The organism is Pseudomonas sp. R2-60-08W (genome assembly GCF_003852335.1).
Taxonomy (GTDB): Bacteria; Pseudomonadota; Gammaproteobacteria; order Pseudomonadales; family Pseudomonadaceae; genus Aquipseudomonas.
The window spans coordinates 1832910-1858269 of record NZ_CP027731.1 but is presented as its reverse complement, the minus strand read 5'-3'; the positions used below and the strand labels follow the sequence as shown (position 1 = coordinate 1858269).

The following is a 25360-nucleotide window of genomic DNA, read 5'->3' as shown; positions in this document are numbered from 1 at the left end:
TCGATCAGGAAAAACGATCGGGACCCGACATCAAGAGAGCCGTAGCCTTTTTTAAGATTTCAGCCTCACTCTCCAGGCGCTTGACCTTGGCTCGTAGCTGTTGAAGCTCTCGCTGTTCGTCGCTGATAGCCTTGGTACCTGCCACTGGCTGCCCTTTGTGACGCTCTTTACGAACCTGATCAATCCAGCGGCGCAGAGCCGTAGGCCCAACGCTCATCGACGCACAGACGTCAGGAACTGAGCAGTTATCATCAAGAACCATGCTTGCAGCACGTTGCTTGAACTCGCGGGTATAGGTCTTTCGCTGTTGCATGGAACCTCCTGATTGGGCGAATCATATCGCCCTTAAGAGGTGTCCGGGATCATTAGGCCAGAACAAGCCCCCTCCCACATTTTGGTCGCGGGGCGTCAGTTAGAGAGGTTTCGGCTCCTGAGCCGTCACAGGTTCAGGGGCGTGCCAAAATTGCGTAGGTACCTATGCCCCGATAGGGCCACCTCAGCCCCAACCCTACACCAAAAACCGCGCCACCGCTGTAGGTTAACGGCGCCTTACGTCATTACACAAAACCAAAACCCGCTATCAATGCGCTCCCTCATCGCGAGGCGACTTGGGCAGGATGGCCAAAAAGTTATCCCGCGCGACCTTGTGGGCAACGTCTTCAGGCAATGCATCAAGGAAGGGATCAAAGCGGCGCATTTCCTTACCCAGCTTGTTGAAGCGTCCTACCACGTCGGAGCCCAACATGAAGCGATCAGGGAAGCGCTCCACGAGCTTGACCCACTCCGGCCTGGGCTTGCCCGCATCATCCAGCAGATAGGGCGTGAGCATGCTCCACGACAGATCGATATACAGGTTGGGGTAGGTTTCCAGCAGGCGAGTCAAGGTGGGCAGCAAGAACTCCATTTGCACCTGATGGCGATGGATTTCCTTGCTGGTGCCGGCGTGGGCCCAGATAAAGCGCGTGTGCGGATGGTTGCGCAGCGGCTGCTCGATTTCGGCCAGGTACAACGGGTTGCGCTCGCGCTTGGAGGTGATGTTGGAATGCACCATCACCGGCAGGTCGTTCTCCGCCGCCAAGTGATAGATGCGCGTCATGGCTTCGTTGTTGGCGCGCGGTGTATCACCCGAGGTCAGCGCGGTGAGGTCGTCGTGGCGGGTAAACACCTCGCCTATGCCCTGCCACAGCCCTGGGTTGAGGTCGAGCATGCGCTGGATGTGGGCAGCGGAGTTCTTGTCGTTAGGATTGAAACCGGCCAGGAACGGGTGAAAGTGCTGGCGCTGTTCAGGGGTCAGCTTATTGACCGCGGCGGCGACGATCACATCGGTGGCGCTGTACCAATAGGCATCGGCATCGTCGCCTGCGTAATAGCGCGGGCGCTTGGGTTCGTCCTCATGCCATTTCTTGGCCACGGGAATGCCGGAAATCATCACATGTTCGATGCGATTGTCCGCCATGGCCTTGAGCAGCTTGTCCATGCCTGCGGTTTCCTGGAAAAAATCCACGTAATGCAGGTGCGCATCGCTGTAGGCATACTCGCGAGCCTGCGCGGCAAGGCTGCTGGCGGCGAGCATCAGGGCAAAACTCACACGGGTCCAGAGCACGGTGATACCTCGATAGGGGCTGATACGGGTAGACCCTACGCCACGCATCAGGGTTCAGCACGGACAAAAACCTGGAACGCCCCAGCGCCGGCATGTTCTATTACTGCATGACCGTCATCCACAGCCTTGTGAGGTTCGCCATGCCTGTTACCGTCAATACGTTGAACGCTGAGAATTTCCGTCACAGCGTCGCTATCAACAACCACGAGCTGTTTACCGACCTGCCCAAGAGCCTGGGAGGTGACGATTCAGCGCCCTCTCCCCATGATTACTTCGATGCTGCGCTGGCATCGTGCAAGGCCTTGACCGTCAGGCTCTATGCGCAGAAGAAAGACATTCCGCTCACCGGCGTGACGGTAGAAGTTACCCACGACGCCGCCGAAGAGCAAAAAGGTAAGTACAGGCTCAACGTCAAGCTGACCCTCAAGGGCGTGCTCACCGACGCTCAGCGCGATGAGTTGCACCGTGTCGCCGACAAGTGCCCGGTGCACAAACTGATGACCACCGCCGAAGTCAGCATCGAGACCACACTTTCGGAAGGCGCCTTCAGCCAATAACGCCAACTCTGTCCGAGCGGGTTATGCTCAGCGTCGTCCAACCCGCTCAGACAGGGATGCCCCCATGACCACGCTCACCGTGATCCGCCCTCGCCCCGAAGATGTCGAGGGCCAGCCTATCCTGCGCCCACTGCCCTCGCGTGAATGCCGCAGCGTCGGGCCTTTCGTGTTCTTCGACCATATGCTGCCGATCCGTTACGCGCCGGGCAGTGGGATGAATATCCGCCAGCATCCCCATATCGGGCTGTCGACCCTCACCTATCTGTTCGAAGGCACCTTGCAGCACAAGGACAGCCTGGGCTCGGACCAGGTGGTGCAAGCCGGCGAGGTCAGTTGGATGACTGCTGGCAGCGCGATTGCCCACGTCGAGCGCACGCCCGAGGCGGTCAAGGCCAGTGGTTTTACGCTGCATGGGCTGCAAGTGTGGCTGGCATCGCCCAAGCACCACGAAACCGGGCCGGGCCACTACAGTCACCACCCGGCGGCCAGTTTGCCGGTCAGCGATAACCTGGGCGTGCAGGTGCGCCTGATCGCCGGCAGCGGGTTCTGTCTCAAGTCGCCCGTACCGGTGTTGTCGCCCACGCTGTACGCCGACGTGCGGATGCAGACGGCCACTACCCTGCTGATCCCGGATGAGCACGAGGAGCGCGCGGTGTATGTACTGGAGGGTGACGCGCAGTTGGACGGTGAGGTTCTGGAGGTACGCAGCCTGGTGGTCTTACCGACTGGGCAGGAGATGACCCTGTCTGCCGAGAGTGACTGCCACCTGGTGATACTTGGCGGCGCGCCGCTGGATGGACCACGGCGGATAAACTGGAACTTTGTGTCGAGCGACCCGGCGGTGATCGAACAGGCACGGCAGCGCTGGGCGGCTGGGGATTGGCCGACGGTGCCGGGGGAGTCTGAAAGGATTGAGTTGCCTGTTAGATAGTCATCGGGGGCAAGCCCCCTCCCACATTTGCACTGTATTCACAATCCAAGTGTGGGAGGGGGCTTGCTCCCGATAGCGTCCGAACAGACACTAAAAAATCAGCCCTTGAACACCTCATCCAGCAAGTTATGCATCGACCGGAACGCCCGCGCTGCGGTCTTGGCGTCATACATCATCTTGCCCGGCACATTGGCTTCGGGGTCGGTAAAGGAATGCACCGCGCCACCGTAGCTCAGCAATTGCCAATCCACACCCGCCGCGTTCATTTCATCTTCGAACGCCGGCAGTTGTTCTTTCGGTACCAGCGGGTCCGAGGCGCCGTGCAGCACCAGCACTGAACCCTTGATGTTCTTCGCATCTGCGGGGTTCGGTGTGTCGAGGGTGCCATGGAACGATACCGCCGCTTTCAACGGCGCACCGGTACGGGCCAGCTCCAGGGAGCAGCAGCCACCGAAGCAGAAGCCGAAGGTCGCCAGTTTCGACGTATCCACAGCCGCTTCAGTCTGGCTTTGCAGGTGTTCGAAGGCGGCTTGCATACGCTTGTTCAGCAACGCACGGTCGTTCTTCAGCGGCATCATCGCCGCACCCGCCTCATCACCGTTCGAAGGGCGCACGGTTTGCCCATAGAGGTCGGCGATCAACACCACATAGCCTTGGCCGGCCACGCTCTTGGCGATCTCTTCGGCCCCTGCGCTCACGCCCATCCAGTTCGGCGCCATCAACAGCCCCGGCAACGGGCCTTTGTGGCTGGCATCGAACGCCAAGCGGCTTTCATAAGTCTGGCCATCAATCTGATAGACCACGGAACGTAGTGTGACTTGGCTCATGATTCACTCCAGTTGAGGTGCGCTAAAACGAAAAAACCCGCCGAAGCGGGTTTTTCTACAACGGTGTTAAACCGACAGTTCAACCAACAGCTTGTTCAGTCGACGCACATAAGCGGCCGGGTCTTTCAAGCTGTCGCCAGCGGCCAGGGCCGCCTGGTCAAAGAGGATGTGCGACAGGTCGCCAAAACGCTCTTCGCTCTGCTCACCGTCGAGCTTCTCGATCAGCGGGTGCGCCGGGTTGAATTCGAAGATCGGCTTGGAATCCGGAACCTTCTGACCGCTGGCTTCGAGGATCTGACGCATCTGCATGCCCAGGTCCTGCTCGCCGATGGCCAGGATCGCCGGCGAATCGGTCAGACGATGGGAAACCCGCACTTCGCTGACGGCTTCACCCAGGGACGCCTTGATCCGCTCAACCAGGCCTTCTTTGGACTTGGCGACTTCTTCAGCGGCTTTCTTGTCTTCCTCGGAATCCAGGTTGCCCAGGTCCAGGTCGCCACGCGCCACGTCCACAAACGACTTGCCGTCGAATTCGGTGAGGTAGCTCATCAGCCACTCATCGATACGGTCGGTCAGCAGAAGCACTTCGATGCCTTTCTTGCGGAAGACTTCCAGGTGCGGGCTGTTTTTAACCTGAGCGTAGGTTTCACCGGTGAGGTAGTAGATCTTGTCCTGACCTTCCTTGGCGCGTGCCAGGTAGTCGGCCAGCGACACAACCTGTTCACCGTCTTCACCTTGAGTCGAGGCAAAACGCAGCAGGCCGGCGATTTTTTCCTTGTTGGCGAAATCTTCTGCCGGACCTTCTTTCATGACCTGGCCGAAGTTTTTCCAGAAGCCCTTGTATTTCTCAGGCTCGTTCTTCGCCAGTTTTTCCAGCATGTCGAGTACGCGCTTGGTCAACGCCGACTTCATGGAGTCGATGATCGGGTCTTTTTGCAGGATCTCACGCGACACGTTCAGCGACAGGTCGTTGGAATCAACCACACCCTTGATGAAGCGCAGGTACAGCGGCAGGAACGATTCCGCCTGGTCCATCACGAACACACGCTGTACGTAAAGCTTCAGGCCCTTCGGCGCTTCGCGCTGGTACAGGTCGAACGGCGCACGGGCCGGCACGTAGAGCAGCGAGCTGTATTCCAGCTTGCCTTCGACCTTGTTGTGGCTCCAGCTCAGCGGGTTCTCGTAATCGTGGCCGATGTGCTTGTAGAACTCCTGGTATTCCTCGTCCTTGATTTCGGTACGCGGACGGGTCCACAGGGCGCTGGCGCGGTTGACGGTTTCCCATTCGACGGCCGGTGTTTCTTCGCCTTCGGCAGCCGTCTGTTCTTTCGGCAACTCGATCGGCAGGGCGATGTGGTCGGAGTATTTCTTGATGATGTTGCGCAGGCGCCAGCCATCGGCGAATTCGTCTTCGCCATCTTTCAGGTGCAGCACGATACGGGTGCCACGGTCAGGCTTGTCGAGGGTGGCGATTTCAAACTCGCCCTCACCTTTGGAAGCCCAGTGCACACCTTCGCTGGCGTCAAGACCGGCGCGGCGGCTGAACACTTCTACCTTGTCGGCAACGATGAAAGCCGAATAGAAGCCCACGCCGAATTGGCCGATCAAGTGGGAATCTTTTTTCTGGTCGCCCGACAGGTTCTTCATGAAGTCTGCGGTGCCGGATTTGGCGATGGTCCCCAGGTGGGTGATCGCATCGTCACGGCTCATGCCGATACCGTTGTCTTCGAGGGTGACGGTTTTGGCGTCTTTGTCGTAGCTCACACGGATTTTCAGTTCGGCGCCACCTTCCAGCAACTCAGGCTTGGACAGGGCTTCGAAACGTAATTTGTCGACAGCGTCAGAGGCGTTCGAGATCAATTCGCGAAGGAAAATTTCCTTGTTGGAATACAGCGAATGGATCATGAGGTGTAGCAGCTGCTTCACCTCGGTCTGGAAGCCCAGGGTTTCCTTTTGAGTTTCCACACTCATGGTCATCAAACTCCAATTGGATGGCAATAGCCGCGCCCGAAAGGGTTGGCGGCGGGTTGTCATCAAAGTTGGGGGCTCCAACCTGTATTTCAAGGGCGCGGCGGTTCCTCGATCTTGAAATGTGCGCGAGCGGTGGCAATTGGTTCCGCTGGCATGGTTTGCCAGGCGGTGATCGCCACGTTGGCGACACGCCGGCCCTGGCGCCACACCTGACAAATGGCGTAGGTATCGCGAAATTGGCCGGCGCGCAGGTAATCCAAGGAGAAGTCGATGATTTTCGGCAGGCCCGGGGCGCCGGTAAATACGAGCAAGTGCAACGCCGCTGACAGTTCCATGAAGCCGGCGATCACCCCGCCATGCAGCGCCGGCAATATAGGGTTACCAATGTTGTCCTTGTTGGCTGGCAGGCGAAACAGCAATTCGTCCCCTGAGCGCGTGCATTCGACGCCGATCAGCTTTGCGTAGGGAACCAGGTCGAGCAGTGCCGCGTAATCGCCGTGCTCCAGTGCTTGCTCCAGGCGGGTCTTGAATCGATGACTCATGCTGGCATCCCCTTGAGGTGCTTGCCCATGCGCATGAAGGTGCCTACTACATGGGCAATGGGCTGCTGTGGATCGTCCTGATAGGCCACGCCGCGGGTGAAGATTACATCGGTGGTTACCCGGTAGCACTGGGCGAAGCCATACACCGGTTTATGCGGTTCGGCGGGATGCATATAGTCGATGCGCAAATCCAGGGTCGGGCACACCTCGAACTCGGGCAGCACGCACAGGGTGGCCATGCCGCAGGCGGTGTCCATCAACGAAGTCAGCGCGCCACCGTGGATGACTCCGGTGCGGGGATCACCGACGATATGCGCGCCGTAGGGCAACACCAACGTCATGCCCTCCTTCGTCGCAGCATGGACCGTAATCCCCAGTACCTGGCAATGGCGAAGCGCCGAAGCAAAGCGAGTGGCGCGGTCTAACAAGGGGGTTTCGGTCATTGTTTTTAAATTCTTATTAGTGTGAGTGGGCCGGATAGGTAATAATTTGGAAAGTTCCTGGCGAAAAGCTTTATATATCTGTGGAACAAAAGGAACTAATGCTGGCCCCTTGAGTTCGAAAGGCCAGTAGATATCTTCAATAAGGAGAAACACCATGCGCAAGACATTAGCTATTTCCATGATGCTGGCCGCTGCCCTCGGCCTGGCTGCCTGCGACAAGAAATCCGAAGACAAAGCCCAAGACGCCGCTGCACATTCTGAGCAAGCTCAGCAAGACATGGCGAAAGCACAGGATAAAGTGAACGACGCTGCGAAAGAAAACGCCGATGCTGCCAAAGCTCAGGCCGAATCGAACGCTGCCGCCGCGAAAGAAGCTGCACCTGCCGCACCTGCAGAGCCTGCCAAGCAGTAATTGCACGGTGTAAAGCTGTAGTGCTGCAAAAGATAGCCCGCTTATAAAGCGGGCTTTTCTTTGCCTGTTGTTTTATCCGACGTTCAAGACACGTTGTCTTTTGCCGGATCCGGGGCGTGCATCTCCGTCGGGGTATACACCATCACCTGTAGAACGTCGGAATGGAACTCACGACGGTAAAGCACTAACACCACCCCGCTGCTCATCAACATGAACAACCACGGGCTGACGAACCAGGCCAGCATGGTCATGCCGAAGTAATAAGCGCGCAGGCCAAAGTTGAATTGGTTGGCCGCCATCGAAATCACCCGCGCCGCCCGCAAGGCAAATGCATTGCGCTCCTGCTCCGACACATGCCGCTCACCGATCATCGGCGCCGAGCCCACCAGCACTGCGGCAAAGTTGTACTGACGCATGCACCAGCTGAAGGTGAAGAAGGCGTAGACGAACACCAGCGCCAAGCACAGCAACTTGATCTCCGACATACCCTGGGAGGCCTGCTGCACCATCGGGATATCCGCCAGCAGCGATACCGCCCGCTCGGAGGCGCCCAGCACGGTGAGGATGCCGGCGAGGATAATCAAGGTGCTGGAGGCGAAGAACGAGGCGTTCCGCTCCAGGTTACCGATCACGCTGGCGTCGGCGATGCGGTTATCGCGCAGCAACATGCGGCGCATCCAGTCTTCGCGATACAGATGCAACACGCTGGCCAGGCAGGCCGTGTCGCGGGCCTTCCAAGTGGCGTAACGGGTATAACCACCCCAACACAGGATGAACCATAGGGCAGCAAGCAGGTGGACTTGATTGGTTTCGACAAACGACATGTGGGCCCTTGTTCACAGTTTTCATTTGAGAAATGAGTCACCTGTTCGACGCTAGCTCAAGCAAAAAGACACTGCATGACGCCCATAAAAAATGCCCCGTATCGATTGATACGGGGCATTTCATCAATGCGTTGAAATCAGTACTACGCGATGGCTTCGCTGCGTTTTCCCAGCATGCGATCCACCACCACCGCCACCACCAGGATCATCACCGATGGCACCAGCCACGCCAGGCCCTGCTCGCTCAACGGCAGGTGCATCAGTTGCGACGGCATCCAATCCGCCAGGCCCGCGCCCTTGAGCGCATCGATGCAGCCAAAGATAAACGACACCAGCATGACCGGGCCAACGATACGGCCCTGCTCCTGCCAGAAATCCTTACAGAAGCTCAGGGCCACCAACACGATGCACGGCGGGTAGATCGCGGTGAGCACCGGGATGGAGAACGCGATCAGCTTGGTCAGGCCCAGGTTGGACACGAACAGCGAGAACAGCGCGAGGATCACCACCAGGGTCTTGTAGGACAGCGGCAGCACACGGCTGAAGTACTCAGCGCAGGCGCAGGTCAGGCCCACGGCGGTGACCAGGCACGCCAGGGAAATCAGCACCGCCAGGAAACCGCTGCCCAGTGAGCCGAAGGTATGTTGCACATAGGCGTGCAGCACTGCGGCACCGTTGCTGGCACCTGCGGCCACGGCATGGCTGCCCGAGCCGAGGCGGAACAGGCTGATGTACACCAGCGCCAGACCCACGCCGGCAATCAGCCCGGCAATGATCGCGTAACGCGTGATCAGCTTGGGCGACTCCACGCCACGGGAGCGAATCGCGTTGACGATGACAATGCCAAATACCAGCGCACCCAGGGTATCCATGGTCAGGTAGCCATTGATAAAGCCCTGGGAGAATGGCGCAGCGACGTATTCCGGCGTGGCGACACCGACTTCACCGGCCGGCAAGGCAAACGCGGCGATGCCAAGGATGGCCAGTGCGATGATCTTCAACGGCGCGAGGAAACGCCCCACGGTGTCCAGCAGGCGCCCTGGGTACAACGACACGAAAAACACCACCAGGAAATACACCGAGCTGTACAGGAACAGCGCCAGCGGGCTTTCGCCGGTCAGCGGCGCCAGGCCCACTTCGAACGAAACGGTGGCGGTACGCGGCGTGGCGAACAGCGGCCCGACCGCCAGGTACGCCGCCGCCGCGAGCAGGCCGCCGGCGATCTTGCCGATCGGGCTGCTCAGCGCATCCATACCGCCGCCGACCTTGGCCAGTGCGATCACGGTGACGACCGGCAGGCCAACTGCCGTAATCAGGAACCCTAAGGCGGCCATCCAGACGTGTGGCCCGGACTGCAAGCCCACAATGGGCGGGAAGATGATGTTGCCGGCGCCCACGAACAGGGCAAAGGTCATAAAGCCCAACGCCAGGATATCCTGGCTTTTCAACACTTTCATTTGAGGAAATACCACACTACTGAATCGGAATTTAGAGAGGGCTTCCCTATGGATGAGGGAAAGGCTGCCGGTCCTGATCGGGACCGGCCGGTCCAGCGCGGGGCTTCCTTTTGGGAGGCGCACGCATAAAGAGGCGGCTAGGGTACAGAATTAGCCTGACAAACGCACTGTTGCAGGGCGAACTGTCCGATAAGCGACATTTCAATGTCGTTTTTTCATACTTAATTTGGCAATACAGACAAAAATGTGGGAGGGGGCTTGCTCCCGATAGCGGTGGCTCAGTCACATCATCCTGACTAAAACTTCGCAATCGGGGGCAAGCCCCCTCCCACATTTGGATCTCTACCCGTCGCAGGCATGTTACCGAGCCCGACATGCACAAAGGCCACCCGAAGGTGGCCTTTGCTGGTAAAGCGTCAGCTAAGCGCGAGGCTTACTTGACAGCCCAACCGGTCAGCTCGGACAAAGCCTTGCCGATGTCTGCCAGCGAACGCACGGTTTTCACGCCTGCGTCTTCCAGGGCAGCAAACTTCTCGTCTGCAGTGCCCTTGCCGCCAGAGATGATTGCGCCAGCATGGCCCATGCGCTTGCCTGCGGGGGCAGTCACACCAGCGATGTAGGAAACAACCGGCTTGGTCACGTGTGCCTTGATGTAGGCAGCGGCTTCTTCTTCAGCCGAACCGCCGATCTCACCGATCATGACGATCGCTTCGGTCTTCGGGTCTTCCTGGAACAGCTTCAGGATGTCGATGAAGTTGGAGCCTGGGATCGGGTCACCGCCGATGCCGACGCAAGTCGACTGACCGAAACCGGCGTCAGTGGTCTGCTTCACAGCTTCGTAGGTCAGGGTGCCGGAACGGGAAACGATACCGACTTTGCCTGGCAAGTGAATGTGACCTGGCATGATGCCGATCTTGCATTCGCCTGGAGTGATCACGCCTGGGCAGTTAGGGCCGATCAGGACAACGCCCAGCTCGTCGCACTTAACTTTAGCGTCCAGCATGTCCAGGGTAGGAATGCCTTCAGTGATGCACACGATCAGCTTGATGCCGCCGAATGCCGCTTCCAGGATGGAATCTTTGCAGAAAGGTGCTGGAACGTAGATCACGCTGGCGGTAGCGCCAGTGGTGTCTACAGCTTCTTTCACGGTGTTGAACACTGGCAGACCCAGGTGCTCGGTGCCGCCTTTGCCCGGAGTTACGCCGCCAACCATCTTGGTGCCGTATTCGATGGCTTGCTGGGTGTGGAAACTACCTTGCGAACCGGTAATACCCTGGCAGATAACTTTGGTGTCTTTATTGATCAGGACGCTCATTATTTGCCCTCCGCAGCTTTGACAACTTGTTGAGCAGCGTCGGTCAGGCTGGTAGCCGCGATGATGTTCAAACCGCTTTCTGCCAGTACTTTAGCGCCCAGTTCAGCGTTGTTACCTTCAAGGCGAACAACAACCGGGATTTTAACGCCAACTTCTTTCACTGCACCGATGATGCCTTCGGCAATCATGTCGCAACGAACGATGCCGCCGAAGATGTTGACCAGTACTGCAGCGACGTTGGAGTCGGACAGGATGATCTTGAACGCTTCGGTAACGCGTTCCTTGGTAGCGCCACCACCTACGTCGAGGAAGTTGGCTGGTTTGCCGCCATGCAGGTTGACGATGTCCATGGTACCCATGGCCAGGCCAGCACCGTTGACCATGCAACCGATGTTACCTTCCAGGGCTACGTAGTTCAGTTCGAACTTGGCAGCGTGCGCTTCGCGCGGATCGTCCTGGGACGGATCGTGGAAAGTCTTCAGCTTAGGCTGACGGTACATGGCGTTGGCGTCGATGTTGATCTTGGCGTCGAGGCAATGCAGATCGCCGTCAGCCTTGATCACCAGCGGGTTCACTTCCAGCAGGGCCAGATCGTGATCCTGGAACAGTTTGGCCAGACCGACGAAGATCTTGGCGAACTGGGCAACTTGCTTGCCTTCCAGGCCCAGCTGGAAAGCCAGCTCGCGACCCTGGAATGGCTGAGCGCCAACCAGTGGATCGATAGTGGCTTTCAGAATTTTTTCTGGGGTTTCGTGAGCGATCTTCTCGATGTCCACGCCACCTTCGGTGGAAGCCATGAACACGATGCGACGGCTCGAACGGTCAACGACAGCGCCCAGGTACAGCTCTTTAGCGATATCAGTGCACGATTCAACCAGGATCTTGGTGACTGGCTGGCCATTGGCATCAGTCTGGTAAGTCACCAGACGCTTGCCCAGCCACTGCTGTGCGAAGGCCTTGGCGTCTTCTTTGCTGCGAACCAGCTTAACGCCGCCCGCTTTACCGCGACCACCGGCGTGGACCTGGGCTTTGACAACCCACTCGCTGCCGCCGATTTTGTCGCAAGCTTCTGCTGCTGCTTCCGGGGTGTCTACTGCGTAGCCCTTGGAAACTGGCAGGCCGTATTCAGCGAACAGCTGCTTACCCTGATACTCGTGAAGATTCATGCTTTTTACCGTCTTCGTTAGGTACTGCGCATTCGGCGCTGCGCTCATTATGAGTGCCGCGCCACCTGTGACTGCTGCTTGCGCAACTTGCAGGGCTTATGGCCCGTAAAGCTGCGCAAGGCTGCGTCCAGCGGATATTCCGCGGTGAGTCTTGCGCGCAAGGCTCACGACGGGCAACTCCGCCGTGGTTTCTTATTATCTCGCTTAGCGCTTCTTGCGGTTGGCGATGTGGATGGCGCCGCCATTCACAGCCAACGCTGCTTCGTGCAACGCTTCGGACAGGGTCGGATGGGAGAAGACCATCATGCCCAAGTCTTCGGCGCTGGTGCCGAATTCCATACCGATAGCGCCTTGCTGAACCAGTTCTGCAGCGCTTGGGCCAATCACGTGGACGCCCAATACGCGGTCAGTCTTGGCATCAGCGATGACTTTGACAAAACCACCGGTGTCGTTGGCTGCCATGGCACGGCCAGAAGCGGCAAACGGGAAGGTGCCGACGTTAACTTCAACGCCTTCAGCTTTCAACTGCTGTTCGTTCTTGCCGACCCATGCAATTTCCGGGTGGGTGTAGATAACCGATGGAATCAGGTCGTAGTTCATCTGGGTCTTGTGACCCTTGATGCGCTCGACAACCATGATGCCTTCTTCGGAAGCCTTGTGGGCCAGCATCATGCCACGAACCACGTCGCCGATCGCGTAAACGCCCGGCACGGTGGTTGCGCAGTGATCGTCAACGTGAATGAAACCACGCTCATCGATGCTCACGCCGCTGTCGGAGGCCAGCAGGTCGGTGGTCACTGGACGGCGACCAACGGCTACGATCAGCTTGTCGAAAGTGATGGTCTGCTCGCCTTCCTTGTCGGTGTAGGTCACGACCACTTCTTCGCCGTTGACTTTAGAACCGGTAACTCGGGCGCCAAGCTTGATGTCCAGACCTTGCTTGGTCAGGGTCTTGTAGGCTTCCTTGGACACGGCAGTGTCGGCAGCCAGCAGGAATGTGTCCAGAGCTTCGAGCACGGTCACTTCGGAACCCAGGCGCGACCATACCGAACCCAGCTCCAGGCCGATGACGCCGGCGCCGATGACGCCCAGGCGCTTAGGTACGGCCTGGAATTCCAGGGCGCCGGTTGAATCAACGATCACGTTCTGATCGACTGGAGCCGGTGGAATGTCGATTGGACGCGAACCCGGTGCCAGGATCACGTTCTCGGCTTCGATGACTTCAACCGAGCCGTCCGGCTTGGTGATTTCAACTTTCTTGCCGGCCAGCAGTTTGCCGTGACCTTGCAGGGAAGTAACGCCGTTGGCCTTGAACAAGGTGGCAACGCCGGAAGTCAGGCCTTTGACGATGTTGGCTTTACGGCCGACCATCGCTGGCACGTCCATGGTCACGCCAGCATGGTTGATACCGTGAATCGCGAAGCCATCCTGGGCTTCGTGGAATTTCCAGGAGCTGTCCAGCAGCGCCTTGGACGGAATGCAACCCACGTTCAGGCAGGTACCGCCCAGCGCCAGTTTGCCTTCCTTGTCGGTGTACTTTTCGATGCAAGCAGTCGAGAGGCCCAGTTGTGCGGCCTTGATGGCGGCAACATAGCCGCCAGGGCCTGCACCAATCACTACAACGTCAAATTTCTGTGTCATAAAAAGGTTCCCTTTTTAGCTGCAAGCTACAAGCCGCACGCCGCAAGTTGAAAGCACCGCTCGCCGCTTTGGGCTTGGCGCTTGCAGCTTGCGACCTGCAGCTGCTTTTTAGATATCCAGAAGCAGGCGAGCCGGGTCTTCCAGCAGGTTCTTGATGGTCACCAGGAACGTCACGGCTTCTTTACCATCGATCAGGCGGTGATCGTAAGACAGCGCCAGGTACATCATTGGGCGGATCACGACCTGGCCGTTGATGGCCATCGGACGCTGGATGATGTTGTGCATGCCCAGGATCGCAGCTTGTGGCGGGTTGACGATCGGCGTCGACATCATCGAACCGAAGGTACCACCGTTGGTGATGGTGAAGGTACCGCCGGTCATCTCGTCGATGGTCAGCTTGCCGTCACGGGCTTTCTTGCCGAAGCCGGCGATGCCGCCTTCGATTTCGGCCAGGCTCATCAGTTCGGCGTTACGCAGAACCGGAACCACCAGGCCACGGTCGCTGGACACGGCAACGCCGATGTCTGCATAGCCATGGTAAACGATGTCGGCGCCGTCGATGGAAGCGTTGACTGCCGGGAAGCGCTTCAGCGCTTCGGTGGCCGCTTTCACGAAGAACGACATGAAGCCCAGGCGCACACCGTTGTGGGACTTCTCGAACAGATCCTTGTACTTCGAACGCAGGGCCATGACTTCGGTCATGTCGACTTCGTTGAACGTGGTCAGCATCGCCATGTTCGACTGAGCTTCAACCAGGCGTTTGGCCACGGTGGCACGTACACGGGTCATCGGCACGCGCTTCTCGGTGCGGTCGCCGGCGGCGAATACAGGCGCGGCGGCAGCTGGAGCAGCGGCCTTGGCAGGTGCGGCAGCCGGAGCGTTTTTCTTGGCTTCAATAGCAGCAACCACGTCTTCCTTGGTAACACGGCCGTCTTTGCCGGTGCCTTTGATGGAAGCCAGGTTGATACCGTTCTCTTCAGCCAGTTGACGCGCAGCCGGTGCAGCGATTGGGTCTTCGCCACCTGCAGCCGGAGCGGCGGCCGGGGCAGCAGAGGCAGCGGCAGCCGGTGCGGCAGCAGCAGGCGCGGCAGCAGCACTGCCCTCTTCGATCGAGCCCAGTACCTGGTTCGACAGAACGGTAGCGCCTTCTTCTGCAACGATCGCGCCCAGCACGCCGTCGGCTTCGGCCAGCACTTCCAGCACAACCTTGTCGGTCTCGATGTCGACGATCAGGTCGTCACGCTTGACGGCCTCGCCTGGTTTCTTGTGCCAAGTGGCAACGGTGCCATCGGCAACCGATTCCGGGAATGACGGGGCTTTGATTTCGATAGCCATTATCTGTAGGTCCTTAAAATTCGGTTTCAGTCAGCGCGAAGGCGTTAAACAGTGAAAGCATCTTGCAGCAGTTTTTCCTGCTGCTCGGCGTGCATCGACGCGTAGCCACAAGCAGGTGCAGCAGATGCATCACGACCGGCGTACTCCAGGCCCAAAGCCTTGTTGTGGTTGCCGATGCTGCGACGCAGGTGATGCTGGCTGCTGTACCAGGCGCCCTGGTTCATCGGTTCTTCCTGACACCACACGACATTCGTGAGGTTGGTGTAAGGCGCGATGATCTCCATGAGGTCATCTTCCGGGAACGGGTAAAGCTGCTCGATACGCACGATGGCGATGTCTTCGCGGCCTTCGGCACGGCGTTTTTCCAGCAGATCGTAGTAGACCTTGCCGCTGCACAGGATCAGGCGAGTGACCTTGGCGGCGTCCAGCGTATCGATTTCTGGAATAACGGTCTGGAACGAACCTTCGGCCAGGTCTTCCAGGGTCGAAACGGCCAATTTGTGACGCAACAGCGATTTGGGAGTCAACACGACCAGCGGCTTGCGCAGCGGGCGGATTACCTGGCGACGCAGCAAGTGGTAGATCTGCGCCGGGGTCGTCGGTACGCACACCTGGATGTTGTGCTCGGCGCACAACTGCAGGTAACGCTCCAGACGGGCCGAGGAGTGCTCCGGACCCTGGCCTTCATAACCATGGGGCAACAGCATGGTCAGACCGCACAGACGGCCCCACTTGTGCTCGCCGCTGGTGATGAACTGGTCGATAACCACTTGGGCACCGTTGGCGAAGTCGCCGAACTGGGCTTCCCAGATCACCAGCGCCTGCGGCGTGGTGGTGGAGTAGCCGTATTCGAACGCCAGTACAGCTTCTTCGGACAGGAACGAATCGTACAGGTCGAAACGCGGCTGGCCTTCGTACAGGTTCTGCAACGGGATGTAGGTGCCCGCGTCTTTCTGGTTGTGCAACACGGCATGACGGTGCGAGAACGTACCGCGGCCGATGTCCTGGCCGGTCATGCGGATCGGATGACCTTCGAACGCCAGGGTCGCGTACGCCATGGTTTCGGCGTAACCCCAGTTGATCGGCAGGCCGCCGGCTTGCATCTTCTGACGGTCTTCGTAGATCTTCGCAACCTGGCGCTGAACCACGAACCCTTCAGGGATCTCCAGCAACTTGGCAGACAACTCCTGCAAAGTCTTCAAGTCGAAGCTGGTGTCATGGCGTGCGGTCCAGGTGTGACCCAGGTACGGACGCCAGTCGACGAACAGCTCTTTGTTCGGCTCTTTGACCAGGCTCTTCACTACATGCAGGCCGTTATCCAGCGCGTTGCGGTATTCATCGATTTTCGCCTGAACACGCGCATCATCCAGCACGCCGGCCTTGGTCAGGCTTTCGGCGTACAGCTCACGGGTGGTGCGCTGCTTGGTGATCTGCTGGTACATCAACGGCTGGGTGCCGCTTGGTTCGTCCGCTTCGTTGTGACCGCGACGGCGGTAGCAAACCAGGTCGATCACCACGTCACGCTTGAATTGCATGCGGTAGTCAACAGCCAACTGGGTCACGAACAGTACGGCTTCCGGGTCATCGCCATTCACATGGAGAATCGGCGCCTGGATCATCTTGGCAACGTCGGTGGCGTACTCGGTGGAGCGCGCATCCAGCGGGTTGCTGATGGTGAAGCCAACCTGGTTGTTGATGACGATGTGAACCGTACCGCCGGTCTTGAAGCCGCGAGTCTGCGACATCTGGAACGTTTCCAGGACCACGCCTTGACCGGCGAATGCCGCGTCACCGTGGATGGAAATCGGCAGCACCTTTTCACCGGTGGTGTCGTTACGACGATCCTGGCGAGCGCGCACCGAACCCTCGACCACTGGAGAAACGATTTCCAGGTGGGAGGGGTTGAAGGCCATGGCCAGGTGAACTTCACCGCCGGTGGTCATGACGTTGGACGAGAAGCCCTGGTGGTATTTAACGTCACCGGAACCCAGTTCGACCTTCTTCTTGCCTTCGAACTCGTCGAACAGCTCGCGCGGGTTCTTGCCGAAGGTATTGACCAACACGTTCAGGCGGCCACGGTGAGCCATGCCGATCACGACTTCCTTGGTGCCGTAGGAACCGGAACGCTGGATCAGCTCGTCGAGCATCGGAATCAGGCTTTCGCCGCCTTCCAGGCCGAAACGCTTGGTGCCCGGGTATTTGGTACCCAGGTATTTTTCGAGACCTTCAGCGGCAGTCACGCGCTCGAGCAGGTGGCTGCGCACATCGGCGGACAATACCGGACGGCCACGCACGCCTTCCAGGCGGTGCTGGAACCACTGGCGTTGCTCGGAATCGGTGATGTGCGTGAACTCAGCGCCGATGGTGCGGCAATATGTCTGCTGCAACGCTTCGTGAATTTCGCGTAGGCTCGCTTCCTCTTTGCCGATGAACAGGTCGCCGGCACGGAAGGTCGTATCAAGATCGGCATTGGTCAAGCCGTAATGATTGATCGACAGGTCAGCAGGTGCAGGACGCTGCCAGAGCCCCAGCGGGTCAAGCTGGGCCGCCTGGTGGCCACGCATCCGGTAAGCCTGGATCAGTCGCAGTACTTCAACTTGCTTCTTCTCGTGCTCACTGCTCACGCTGCCGGCGGAAACCGGTTGGGCGCGGCGCTGGTTCTTTGCCAGCAACACGAAATGATCGCGAATCGCAGCATGCGATACATCGGTGGCAGCGTTGCCGTCTGAAGACAACGTCTGAAATTTGGTGCGCCATTCTTCTGGCACAGCGTTAGGGTCGTGCAGGTAGAGCTCATAAAGCTCTTCCACATAGGCAGCGTTACCACCTGAAAGATAGCCGCTGTTCCACATGCGCTGCATCACGCTTTCTTGCATGCTTGGTCACCCTCGATTTGGGGACACCACCGGCGAAAACACCGAGTTTGCTTGCAAAAGGCCAAGTGCAGCGACCAAAACAAGCCACTTAGGATCACGCTGATAGTTCGGGTACCAACCCGAATGCCCCTGCTTGTCTCATTTCTTCAAAATAAGAGCCGCGGCTTTGTAAGTCGCTGCTCAAGTTAAAACTACGGCGCCGGTTGAAGCCTGCGCCGCAGCATTTACGGGCACAACGGTCCTGCTTTTACGTCAGTTACACGCCGCTTTGCAGCAGCATGTTACGGATGTGACCAATGGCCTTAGTCGGGTTCAGGCCTTTGGGACATACGTTGACGCAGTTCATGATCCCGCGGCAGCGGAATACGCTGAACGGGTCATCCAGTGAAGCCAGACGCTCGGACGTCTTGGTGTCGCGGCTGTCTGCCAGGAAGCGGTAGGCTTGCAGCAGTGCAGCCGGGCCCAGGAACTTGTCCGGGTTCCACCAGAAGGACGGGCAGGACGTCGAGCAGCAAGCGCACAGGATGCACTCGTACAGGCCGTCGAGTTTTTCACGCTCTTCCGGGGACTGCAGACGCTCGATGGCCGGAGCCGGCGTGTCGTTCTGCAGGAATGGCTTAACTTTCTCGTATTGCTTGTAGAAGATGCTCATATCGACAACCAGGTCACGGATAACCGGCAAACCTGGCAGTGGACGAACGATCAGCTTGTTGCCCTTGACCACGGCGGACAGCGGCGTGATACACGCCAGGCCGTTTTTGCCGTTGATGTTCATGCCGTCGGAACCGCACACACCTTCACGGCAAGAGCGACGATAGGAGAAACCTTCGTCCTGCTCTTTGATCAGTGCCAGTACATCCAGCACCATCAGGTCTTTACCACCGGTATCGACCTGGAACTCCTGCATGAACGGCGCGGCGTCCTGATCAGGGTTGTAGCGGTAAACACTGACTTTCAACATGGCAGCCACCCTTAGTAAGTCCGAATCTTCGGTTCAAACGTCGGCACCGTCTTCGGCGAGAAGTTCACGGCACGCTTGGTTACGCGCTTGTCACCCGGGAAGTACAGGGTGTGGCACAACCAGTTCTCGTCGTCGCGGTCTTCAAAGTCTTCACGAGCGTGGGCGCCACGGGATTCCTTACGAACCTCGGCGGCGATCGCAGTCGCTTCTGCCACTTCCAGCAGGTTTTGCAGCTCAAGGGCTTCGATACGCGCGGTGTTGAACGCCTGGCTCTTATCGTTGATCTTGACGTTGGCGATGCGCGTGCGCAGGTCGGCCAGCTGGGCGATGCCCTTCTGCATGTATTCGCCGGTACGGAACACACCGAAGTAGTTCTGCATGCAGCTTTGCAGCTCGCGACGCAGGGTTGCCACGTCTTCGCCGTCAGTGCGCTCGTTCAGAGCGTTCAGGCGCGCCAGGGCGGCTTCGATGTTGGCGTCGGTGGCGTCATCGTATTCGATGCCGTCGGTCAGAGCTTTTTCCAGGTGCAGGCCGGCAGCGCGGCCGAATACCACCAGGTCGAGCAGCGAGTTGCCGCCCAGGCGGTTGGCACCGTGAACCGATACGCAGGCCACTTCGCCTACCGCGAACAGACCATGGATGATCTCGTCCACACCATCGGCGTTCTGGGTGATTGCCTGGCCATGAATGTTGGTCGGCACGCCGCCCATCATATAGTGGCAAGTCGGAACCACTGGCACCGGCGCAACCACCGGGTCAACGTGAGCAAAGGTCTTGGACAGCTCGCAGATACCTGGCAGACGGCTGTGCAGCACTTCTTCGCCCAGGTGATCGAGCTTGAGCAGTACGTGGTCGCCGTTCGGGCCACAGCCGTTGCCGGCGATGATTTCCTTGACCATCGAACGGGCCACGACGTCACGACCAGCAAGGTCTTTCGCGTTCGGCGCATAACGCTCCATGAAACGCTCGCCGTGCTTGTTGATCAGGTAGCCACCTTCACCACGGCAACCTTCGGTCACCAGTACACCGGCGCCGGCGATGCCGGTCGGGTGGAACTGCCACATTTCGATGTCTTGCACCGGTACGCCTGCACGCAGTGCCATGCCGACGCCGTCACCGGTGTTGATCAGGGCATTGGTGGTCGACGCGTAGATACGGCCTGCACCGCCGGTCGCCAGCACGGTAGCCTTGGCGCGGATGTAGGTGGTTTCACCGGTTTCGATGCAGATGGCGATCACGCCGACGAACTCGCCCTTGCCGTTCTTCACCAGATCGACAGCGTAGTACTCGTTCAGGAACGTGGTACCGGCTTTCAGGTTGCCCTGATAAAGAGTGTGCAGCAGCGCGTGACCGGTACGGTCGGACGCGGCGCAGGTACGGGCAGCCTGGCCACCTTTACCGTAGTCCTTGGACTGGCCGCCAAACGGACGCTGGTAGATACGGCCTTGCTCGGTACGGGAGAACGGCAGACCCATGTGGTCCAGCTCGAACACCGCAGCCGGGCCTTCCTGACACATGTACTCGATAGCGTCCTGGTCACCGATGTAGTCGGAACCCTTGACGGTATCGTACATGTGCCAGCGCCAGTCATCGTTCGGGTCGGCAGAAGCGATGGCGCAGGTAATGCCACCCTGGGCCGATACGGTGTGCGAACGCGTCGGGAACACCTTGGTGATCACGGCGGTCTTGTGGCCACCCTGGGCCAGCTGCAGCGCAGCGCGCATGCCGGCACCGCCGCCACCAATAATGATGGCGTCGAATGAAATAGTAGGAATGTTAGCCATGAATCAGATACCCCAAAGAATCTGCACACCCCAGACGAAGTAAGCGAACATCGCGATGCCGCATACTGCCTGGAAGAGGAAACGGACTGCGGTCGCGGACTTGCCCAGCGCCATTGGCGTCAGGTAGTCGGTCGCGATGGTCCACATGCCGACCCAGGCGTGAGCGCCCAGGGCCACAAGGGCCAGCAGACTGAAGATTCGCATCGCATTGTGGGCGAACAGGCCGTGCCATTGCTCATAGCCGATGCCCGGGTTTGCGACGAGGTATCCGATCAGGAAAATGAAATAAGCCGCGAGAACGACCGCAGACACACGCTGTGCCATCCAGTCATAGAGGCCCGAACGCGACAGATTCGTTACGCTGGTTACCATATCCAAACTCCTGCCAGAACGATCAGCACCACGGAAATGGCGATGATGATTTTCGAGCCCAGGCGGCCGCCTTCCAGCGTCTCACCGATACCCGCATCCATGATCAAGTGGCGCACACCGGCTACCAGGTGATACAGCAGAGCGGACAGCAGGCCCCACGCTACGAACTTGGCCAGTGGGCTGGTCAAGGTTGCCTTCACCTCGGCGTAACCTTCCGCGGAACCCAGGGATTTGCTCAATGCGTAAAGCATGATGCCCAGGCCCAGGAACAGGATGATGCCGGAAACACGGTGCAGGAACGACGTAACGCCGGTGATGGGGAGTTTGATGGTCCTTAGGTCTAGGTTTACAGGTCGTTGGCTATTCACGGCTTTTTTTCACACTGAAGAGCCCCTAACAATCAGGGCAAAGTTGTTGGGGAGTGCGACTGGTCAGGTAAGCACCACCCAGGGAGTGCGACCCCCAATGAAAGCAAGCCCAAAAGCCCTTGGCGGTCGGTGGCCGAGTATAGACAGTTAGGTTACTAATGACAACGCGCACACCTCACCCTAATAGCTGATTGCGCTGACGCGATAAAAGGCGTAAATGGCAGGCAATTTCGACGAAAAAGTACGGTTAAAGCCTTCTGGAGCAAGACTTTAGGCAAATTGACATCTGAATTTATCTCACTATAGTGGTGCGGGCCCTGCGTGGGGGGTCTGTCTGATGATTTGAAGCATAAATAGGAGGCCACATGGCTGACAAAAAAGCGCAGTTGATCATCGAGGGCGCAGCCCCCGTCGAGCTGCCCATTTTAACCGGCACCGTTGGTCCCGATGTTATCGACGTACGGGGCCTGACGGCCACGGGCCGTTTCACTTTCGACCCAGGCTTCATGTCGACCGCCTCTTGCGAGTCGAAGATCACCTATATCGACGGCGACAATGGCATCCTGCTGCACCGCGGCTACCCGATCGAACAACTGGCTGAACAGTCGGACTACCTGGAAACCTGCTACCTGCTGCTAAATGGCGAACTGCCAACAGCCGAGCAAAAGGCCCAGTTCGTCAGCACCGTGAAGAACCACACCATGGTTCACGAGCAGTTGAAGACCTTCTTCAACGGCTTCCGTCGCGACGCCCACCCGATGGCCGTCATGTGCGGCGTGGTCGGCGCCCTGTCGGCCTTCTATCACGACTCTCTGGACATCAATAACGCCGAGCATCGCGAAATTTCCGCGATCCGCCTGGTCGCCAAGATGCCAACCCTGGCCGCGATGGTTTACAAGTATTCCATGGGCCAACCCATGATGTACCCGCGCAACGACCTGACGTACGCGGAAAACTTCCTGCACATGATGTTCAACACCCCGTGCGAGATCAAACCGATCAGCCCGGTGCTGGCCAAGGCAATGGACCGGATCTTCATCCTCCACGCCGACCACGAGCAGAACGCCTCCACCTCTACTGTGCGCCTGGCAGGTTCGTCGGGTGCCAACCCGTTCGCCTGTATCGCCGCCGGTATCGCCGCGTTGTGGGGCCCTGCCCACGGCGGTGCGAACGAAGCCGTCTTGACCATGCTCGATGAAATCGGCGATGTGTCCAACATCGACACCTTCATCGCCAAGGCCAAGGACAAGAACGATCCGTTCAAGTTGATGGGCTTCGGTCACCGGGTCTACAAGAATCGCGACCCGCGCGCCACCGTAATGAAACAGACCTGCGACGAAGTGTTGAAGGAACTGGGCATCAAGAACGATCCGCAACTCGAACTGGCCATGCGCCTGGAAGAGATCGCCCTGACCGACCCATACTTCATCGAACGCTCGCTGTACCCGAACGTCGACTTCTACTCGGGGATCATCCTCAAGGCGATCGGCATTCCAACCAGCATGTTCACCGTGATCTTCGCCCTGGCGCGGACCGTGGGCTGGATCTCCCACTGGAAGGAAATGCTCTCGAGCCCGTACAAGATTGGCCGCCCGCGCCAGCTGTACACCGGCTACGAGTCGCGTGACATTACCAAGCTGGAAGATCGCAAGTAAGCCTTTAGCTGCAAGCTGTATTGAGAACGGCCTCCATTAGTGGAGGCCGTTTTTGTTTGGGTCGCCTGACATACCGCTATCGGGAGCAAGCCCCCTCCCACAGTTGACCGCATTCTCATGTTGGAACTCGGTCAACTGTGGGAGGGGGCTTGCTCCCGATGACCATCACCCAGACACCACTAAATCCAAGGCAAAAAAATACCCCAGCCTTTCGACCGGGGCATTTCTTTAACCAGTTACAAACTTAGTGATTAACCGCCCCACTCGCCCCCAGGCCAGTCTGCGAACGCACGAACTGCGGGAAGTACAGCGCACGCTCTTTCTCTGCCGCCGCCGACTTGTCGGTGATAGAGAAGAACCAGATACCCACGAACGCGATGATCATCGAGAACAACGCCGGGTATTCATACGGGAAGATCGCCTTCTCGTGGTGCAGGATCGACACCCAGATGGTCGGGCCCAGGATCATCAGGCCCACGGCGCTAATCAAGCCCAGCCAGCCGCCGATCATGGCGCCACGGGTGGTGAGGTTTTTCCAGTACATGGAAAGCAGCAGCACAGGGAAGTTACAGCTGGCCGCAATCGAGAACGCCAGGCCGACCATGAACGCGATGTTCTGGCTTTCGAACAGGATACCCAGGCCGATAGCCAGCACTGCCAGGGCGACCGTGGTGATCTTCGACACGCGAATCTCATCTTTCTCGTTGGCCTTGCCCTTCTTGATCACGCTGGCATACAGGTCATGGGACACCGCCGAGGCACCGGCCAGGGTCAGGCCGGCAACCACCGCAAGGATGGTGGCGAAGGCCACGGCCGAGATGAAGCCCAGGAAGATACTGCCGCCCACCGCGTTGGCCAAGTGCACCGCCGCCATGTTGTTACCGCCCAGCAAGGCGCCTGCTGCATCCTTGAACGCCGGGTTGGTGCTGACCAGCAGGATCGCACCAAAGCCGATGATGAACGTGAGGATATAGAAGTAGCCGATAAAGCCGGTGGCATACAGCACGCTTTTGCGCGCTTCTTTCGCATCACTCACGGTGAAGAAGCGCATCAGGATGTGCGGCAGGCCCGCAGTACCGAACATCAGCGCAAGCCCCAGGGAGAACGCCGAGATCGGATCTTTCACCAGGCCGCCTGGGCTCATGATCGCTTCACCTTTGGGGTGAACCTTGATCGCCTCGGAAAACAGCATGTTGAAGTCGAAGTTGACGTGCTTCATCACCATCAGCGCCATGAACGAGGCACCGGACAGCAGCAGCACCGCCTTGATGATCTGCACCCAGGTGGTCGCCAGCATGCCGCCGAACAGCACGTACATGCACATCAGGATACCTACCAGGATCACCGCAACGTGGTAATCGAGGCCGAACAGCAGTTGGATCAGCTTGCCCGCGCCGACCATCTGCGCGATCAGGTAGAACGCTACCACCACCAGCGAACCACAGGCCGACAGGCTGCGGATCTGGGTTTGCCCGAGGCGATAGGACGCCACGTCAGCAAAGGTGTACTTGCCCAGGTTGCGCAGGCGCTCAGCGATCAGGAACAGAATGATCGGCCAGCCCACCAGGAAGCCGATCGAATAGATCAGGCCGTCGTAGCCGGAGGTGAACACCAGCGCGGAAATCCCCAGGAAGGACGCCGCCGACATGTAGTCGCCGGCAATCGCCAGGCCGTTCTGGAAACCGGTGATCTTGCCGCCGGCCGCATAGTAGTCGGCCGCCGATTTGTTGCGCTTGGACGCCCAGTAGGTGATGCACAGGGTAGCGCCGACGAACGCGACAAACATCACGATGGCCGAGACGTTCAGGGGTTGCTTTTGCACTTCGCCGGTCAATGCGTCGGCCGCCCAGAGGGCCGGAGCAAACAGCGAAGCGCCGAGTACCGCCAATAGACGCCGGATCATTGCGCAGCCTCCTTGAGAATCGCATTGTTCAGGTCGTCAAATTCGCCATTGGCCCGGCGTACGTAGATGCCGGTCAGGATGAAGGCGGACACAATCAGTCCGACGCCCAGGGGAATGCCCCAGGTAATCGACGAACCGGGGCTGATCTTGGCCCCCAGCACGTGTGGCCCGTAGGCAATCAACAGGATGAAACCGGAGTAAAGCCCTAGCATGATCGCCGAGAGAATCCAGGCGAACTTTTCTCTTTTTCTGACCAGCTCCTTGAAACGCGGGCTGTTTTGAATCGAGAGGTAAATGCTGTCGTTCATTGTTTTTATCCTCGCAGCACAGCTTTTTTATTATTGGAACGTATCCACTGTATGCGGCTGTGGAAAGGGTTCCAGACGACCTTAGTAGTAGATCGAGTGTAGCGAGGGA

Annotated in this window: 23 protein-coding genes; 4 read left to right on the top strand and 19 right to left on the bottom strand. The window is 58.6% G+C overall.

Translation table 11 applies throughout. The annotated features are described in order from the left end of the window. Nucleotides 1–4: 4 nt before the first annotated feature. A complete protein-coding gene (locus C4J90_RS27025; protein ID WP_256658934.1) occupies nt 5–313 on the bottom strand; it encodes a transposase in 309 nt (102 codons plus the stop codon). A gap of 267 nt (nt 314–580) precedes the next feature. Continuing rightward, nucleotides 581–1573 carry an amidohydrolase family protein gene (locus tag C4J90_RS08500; RefSeq protein WP_372237492.1) on the bottom strand — a complete coding sequence of 331 codons (993 nt, stop codon included), beginning with the start codon at nt 1571–1573 and terminating at the stop codon, nt 581–583. Between the two features lie 170 nt (nt 1574–1743). On the opposite strand from C4J90_RS08500, the gene C4J90_RS08495 reads away from it, so the two are divergent. Together C4J90_RS08495 and C4J90_RS08490 are read left to right on the top strand one after the other, a co-directional pair. Then, nucleotides 1744–2160: an OsmC family protein gene (locus tag C4J90_RS08495; RefSeq protein ID WP_124361989.1), complete on the top strand. Its 417-nt coding sequence runs from the start codon at nt 1744–1746 to the stop codon at nt 2158–2160. 64 nt (nt 2161–2224) lie between these two features. Continuing rightward, a complete protein-coding gene (locus C4J90_RS08490) occupies nt 2225–3091 on the top strand; it encodes a pirin family protein (RefSeq protein WP_124419604.1) in 867 nt (288 codons plus the stop codon). 98 nt (nt 3092–3189) lie between these two features. On the opposite strand, the gene C4J90_RS08485 is transcribed toward C4J90_RS08490, so the two are convergent. From C4J90_RS08485 to C4J90_RS08470, 4 genes are all read right to left on the bottom strand, one after another. Beyond that, nucleotides 3190–3918 carry a dienelactone hydrolase family protein gene (locus tag C4J90_RS08485; RefSeq protein WP_124361987.1) on the bottom strand — a complete coding sequence of 243 codons (729 nt, stop codon included), beginning with the start codon at nt 3916–3918 and terminating at the stop codon, nt 3190–3192. A 66-nt stretch (nt 3919–3984) separates the two neighbouring features. Continuing rightward, the gene (gene htpG / locus C4J90_RS08480) at nt 3985–5889 is read right to left on the bottom strand and encodes a molecular chaperone HtpG (RefSeq protein ID WP_124366434.1); all 1905 of its coding nucleotides are present in this window, start codon (nt 5887–5889) and stop codon (nt 3985–3987) included. Nucleotides 5890–5978: 89 nt separating this feature from the next. Continuing rightward, nucleotides 5979–6431 (bottom strand): PaaI family thioesterase, encoded by a 453-nt coding sequence (locus C4J90_RS08475; RefSeq protein WP_124419603.1) that lies wholly within the window; start codon nt 6429–6431, stop codon nt 5979–5981. After that, nucleotides 6428–6874 (bottom strand): PaaI family thioesterase, encoded by a 447-nt coding sequence (locus C4J90_RS08470; protein ID WP_124414251.1) that lies wholly within the window; start codon nt 6872–6874, stop codon nt 6428–6430. The genes C4J90_RS08475 and C4J90_RS08470 overlap by 4 nt, the downstream gene beginning before the upstream one ends. A 154-nt stretch (nt 6875–7028) precedes the next feature. Here C4J90_RS08470 and C4J90_RS08465 point away from each other — a divergent pair, with 154 nt between their 5' ends. Then, a complete protein-coding gene (locus C4J90_RS08465) occupies nt 7029–7286 on the top strand; it encodes a hypothetical protein (RefSeq protein ID WP_057722672.1) in 258 nt (85 codons plus the stop codon). 83 nt (nt 7287–7369) lie between these two features. On the opposite strand, the gene C4J90_RS08460 is transcribed toward C4J90_RS08465, so the two are convergent. The 11 genes from C4J90_RS08460 to sdhC all read right to left on the bottom strand — a co-directional run bounded on the left by C4J90_RS08460 (nt 7370) and on the right by sdhC (nt 21385). Further along, nucleotides 7370–8110, bottom strand: coding sequence for a DUF599 domain-containing protein (locus C4J90_RS08460; protein WP_124366431.1), 741 nt, complete (start codon nt 8108–8110; stop codon nt 7370–7372). A gap of 143 nt (nt 8111–8253) precedes the next feature. After that, nucleotides 8254–9567 carry a branched-chain amino acid transport system II carrier protein gene (brnQ, locus tag C4J90_RS08455; protein ID WP_124361981.1) on the bottom strand — a complete coding sequence of 438 codons (1314 nt, stop codon included), beginning with the start codon at nt 9565–9567 and terminating at the stop codon, nt 8254–8256. A gap of 433 nt (nt 9568–10000) precedes the next feature. Next, on the bottom strand, nt 10001–10882 hold the full coding sequence (sucD, locus tag C4J90_RS08450; protein ID WP_124361980.1) for a succinate--CoA ligase subunit alpha: 882 nt from the start codon (nt 10880–10882) through the stop codon (nt 10001–10003). Then, nucleotides 10882–12048: an ADP-forming succinate--CoA ligase subunit beta gene (sucC, locus tag C4J90_RS08445; RefSeq protein ID WP_003190011.1), complete on the bottom strand. Its 1167-nt coding sequence runs from the start codon at nt 12046–12048 to the stop codon at nt 10882–10884. The genes sucD and sucC overlap by 1 nt, the downstream gene beginning before the upstream one ends. A gap of 204 nt (nt 12049–12252) precedes the next feature. Beyond that, complete coding sequence (gene lpdA / locus C4J90_RS08440) at nt 12253–13689, bottom strand: dihydrolipoyl dehydrogenase (protein ID WP_065949127.1); 1437 nt, start codon at nt 13687–13689, stop codon at nt 12253–12255. A gap of 108 nt (nt 13690–13797) precedes the next feature. Next, the gene (gene odhB, locus C4J90_RS08435; RefSeq protein ID WP_124366429.1) at nt 13798–15024 is read right to left on the bottom strand and encodes a 2-oxoglutarate dehydrogenase complex dihydrolipoyllysine-residue succinyltransferase; all 1227 of its coding nucleotides are present in this window, start codon (nt 15022–15024) and stop codon (nt 13798–13800) included. Nucleotides 15025–15068: 44 nt separating this feature from the next. After that, on the bottom strand, nt 15069–17900 hold the full coding sequence (locus C4J90_RS08430; protein WP_124361978.1) for a 2-oxoglutarate dehydrogenase E1 component: 2832 nt from the start codon (nt 17898–17900) through the stop codon (nt 15069–15071). Nucleotides 17901–18156: 256 nt separating this feature from the next. Then, a complete protein-coding gene (locus C4J90_RS08425; RefSeq protein ID WP_003172807.1) occupies nt 18157–18861 on the bottom strand; it encodes a succinate dehydrogenase iron-sulfur subunit in 705 nt (234 codons plus the stop codon). A gap of 11 nt (nt 18862–18872) precedes the next feature. Further along, complete coding sequence (sdhA, locus tag C4J90_RS08420) at nt 18873–20645, bottom strand: succinate dehydrogenase flavoprotein subunit (protein WP_124361977.1); 1773 nt, start codon at nt 20643–20645, stop codon at nt 18873–18875. Nucleotides 20646–20648: 3 nt separating this feature from the next. Then, a complete protein-coding gene (gene sdhD, locus C4J90_RS08415; protein WP_003233245.1) occupies nt 20649–21017 on the bottom strand; it encodes a succinate dehydrogenase, hydrophobic membrane anchor protein in 369 nt (122 codons plus the stop codon). After that, nucleotides 21011–21385, bottom strand: a complete 375-nt coding sequence (sdhC, locus tag C4J90_RS08410) for a succinate dehydrogenase, cytochrome b556 subunit (protein WP_124361976.1) — start codon at nt 21383–21385, stop codon at nt 21011–21013. The genes sdhD and sdhC overlap by 7 nt, the downstream gene beginning before the upstream one ends. 365 nt (nt 21386–21750) lie before the next feature. Here sdhC and gltA point away from each other — a divergent pair, with 365 nt between their 5' ends. Further along, nucleotides 21751–23040: a citrate synthase gene (gene gltA / locus C4J90_RS08405; protein WP_124361975.1), complete on the top strand. Its 1290-nt coding sequence runs from the start codon at nt 21751–21753 to the stop codon at nt 23038–23040. Between the two features lie 244 nt (nt 23041–23284). Here the strand turns inward: gltA and C4J90_RS08400 are convergent, their stop codons facing one another. Both C4J90_RS08400 and C4J90_RS08395 read right to left on the bottom strand, forming a co-directional pair. Then, nucleotides 23285–24943 carry a cation acetate symporter gene (locus C4J90_RS08400; protein WP_124361974.1) on the bottom strand — a complete coding sequence of 553 codons (1659 nt, stop codon included), beginning with the start codon at nt 24941–24943 and terminating at the stop codon, nt 23285–23287. Beyond that, nucleotides 24940–25251 (bottom strand): DUF485 domain-containing protein, encoded by a 312-nt coding sequence (locus C4J90_RS08395; RefSeq protein ID WP_124361973.1) that lies wholly within the window; start codon nt 25249–25251, stop codon nt 24940–24942. The genes C4J90_RS08400 and C4J90_RS08395 overlap by 4 nt, the downstream gene beginning before the upstream one ends. Nucleotides 25252–25360: the final 109 nt, after the last annotated feature.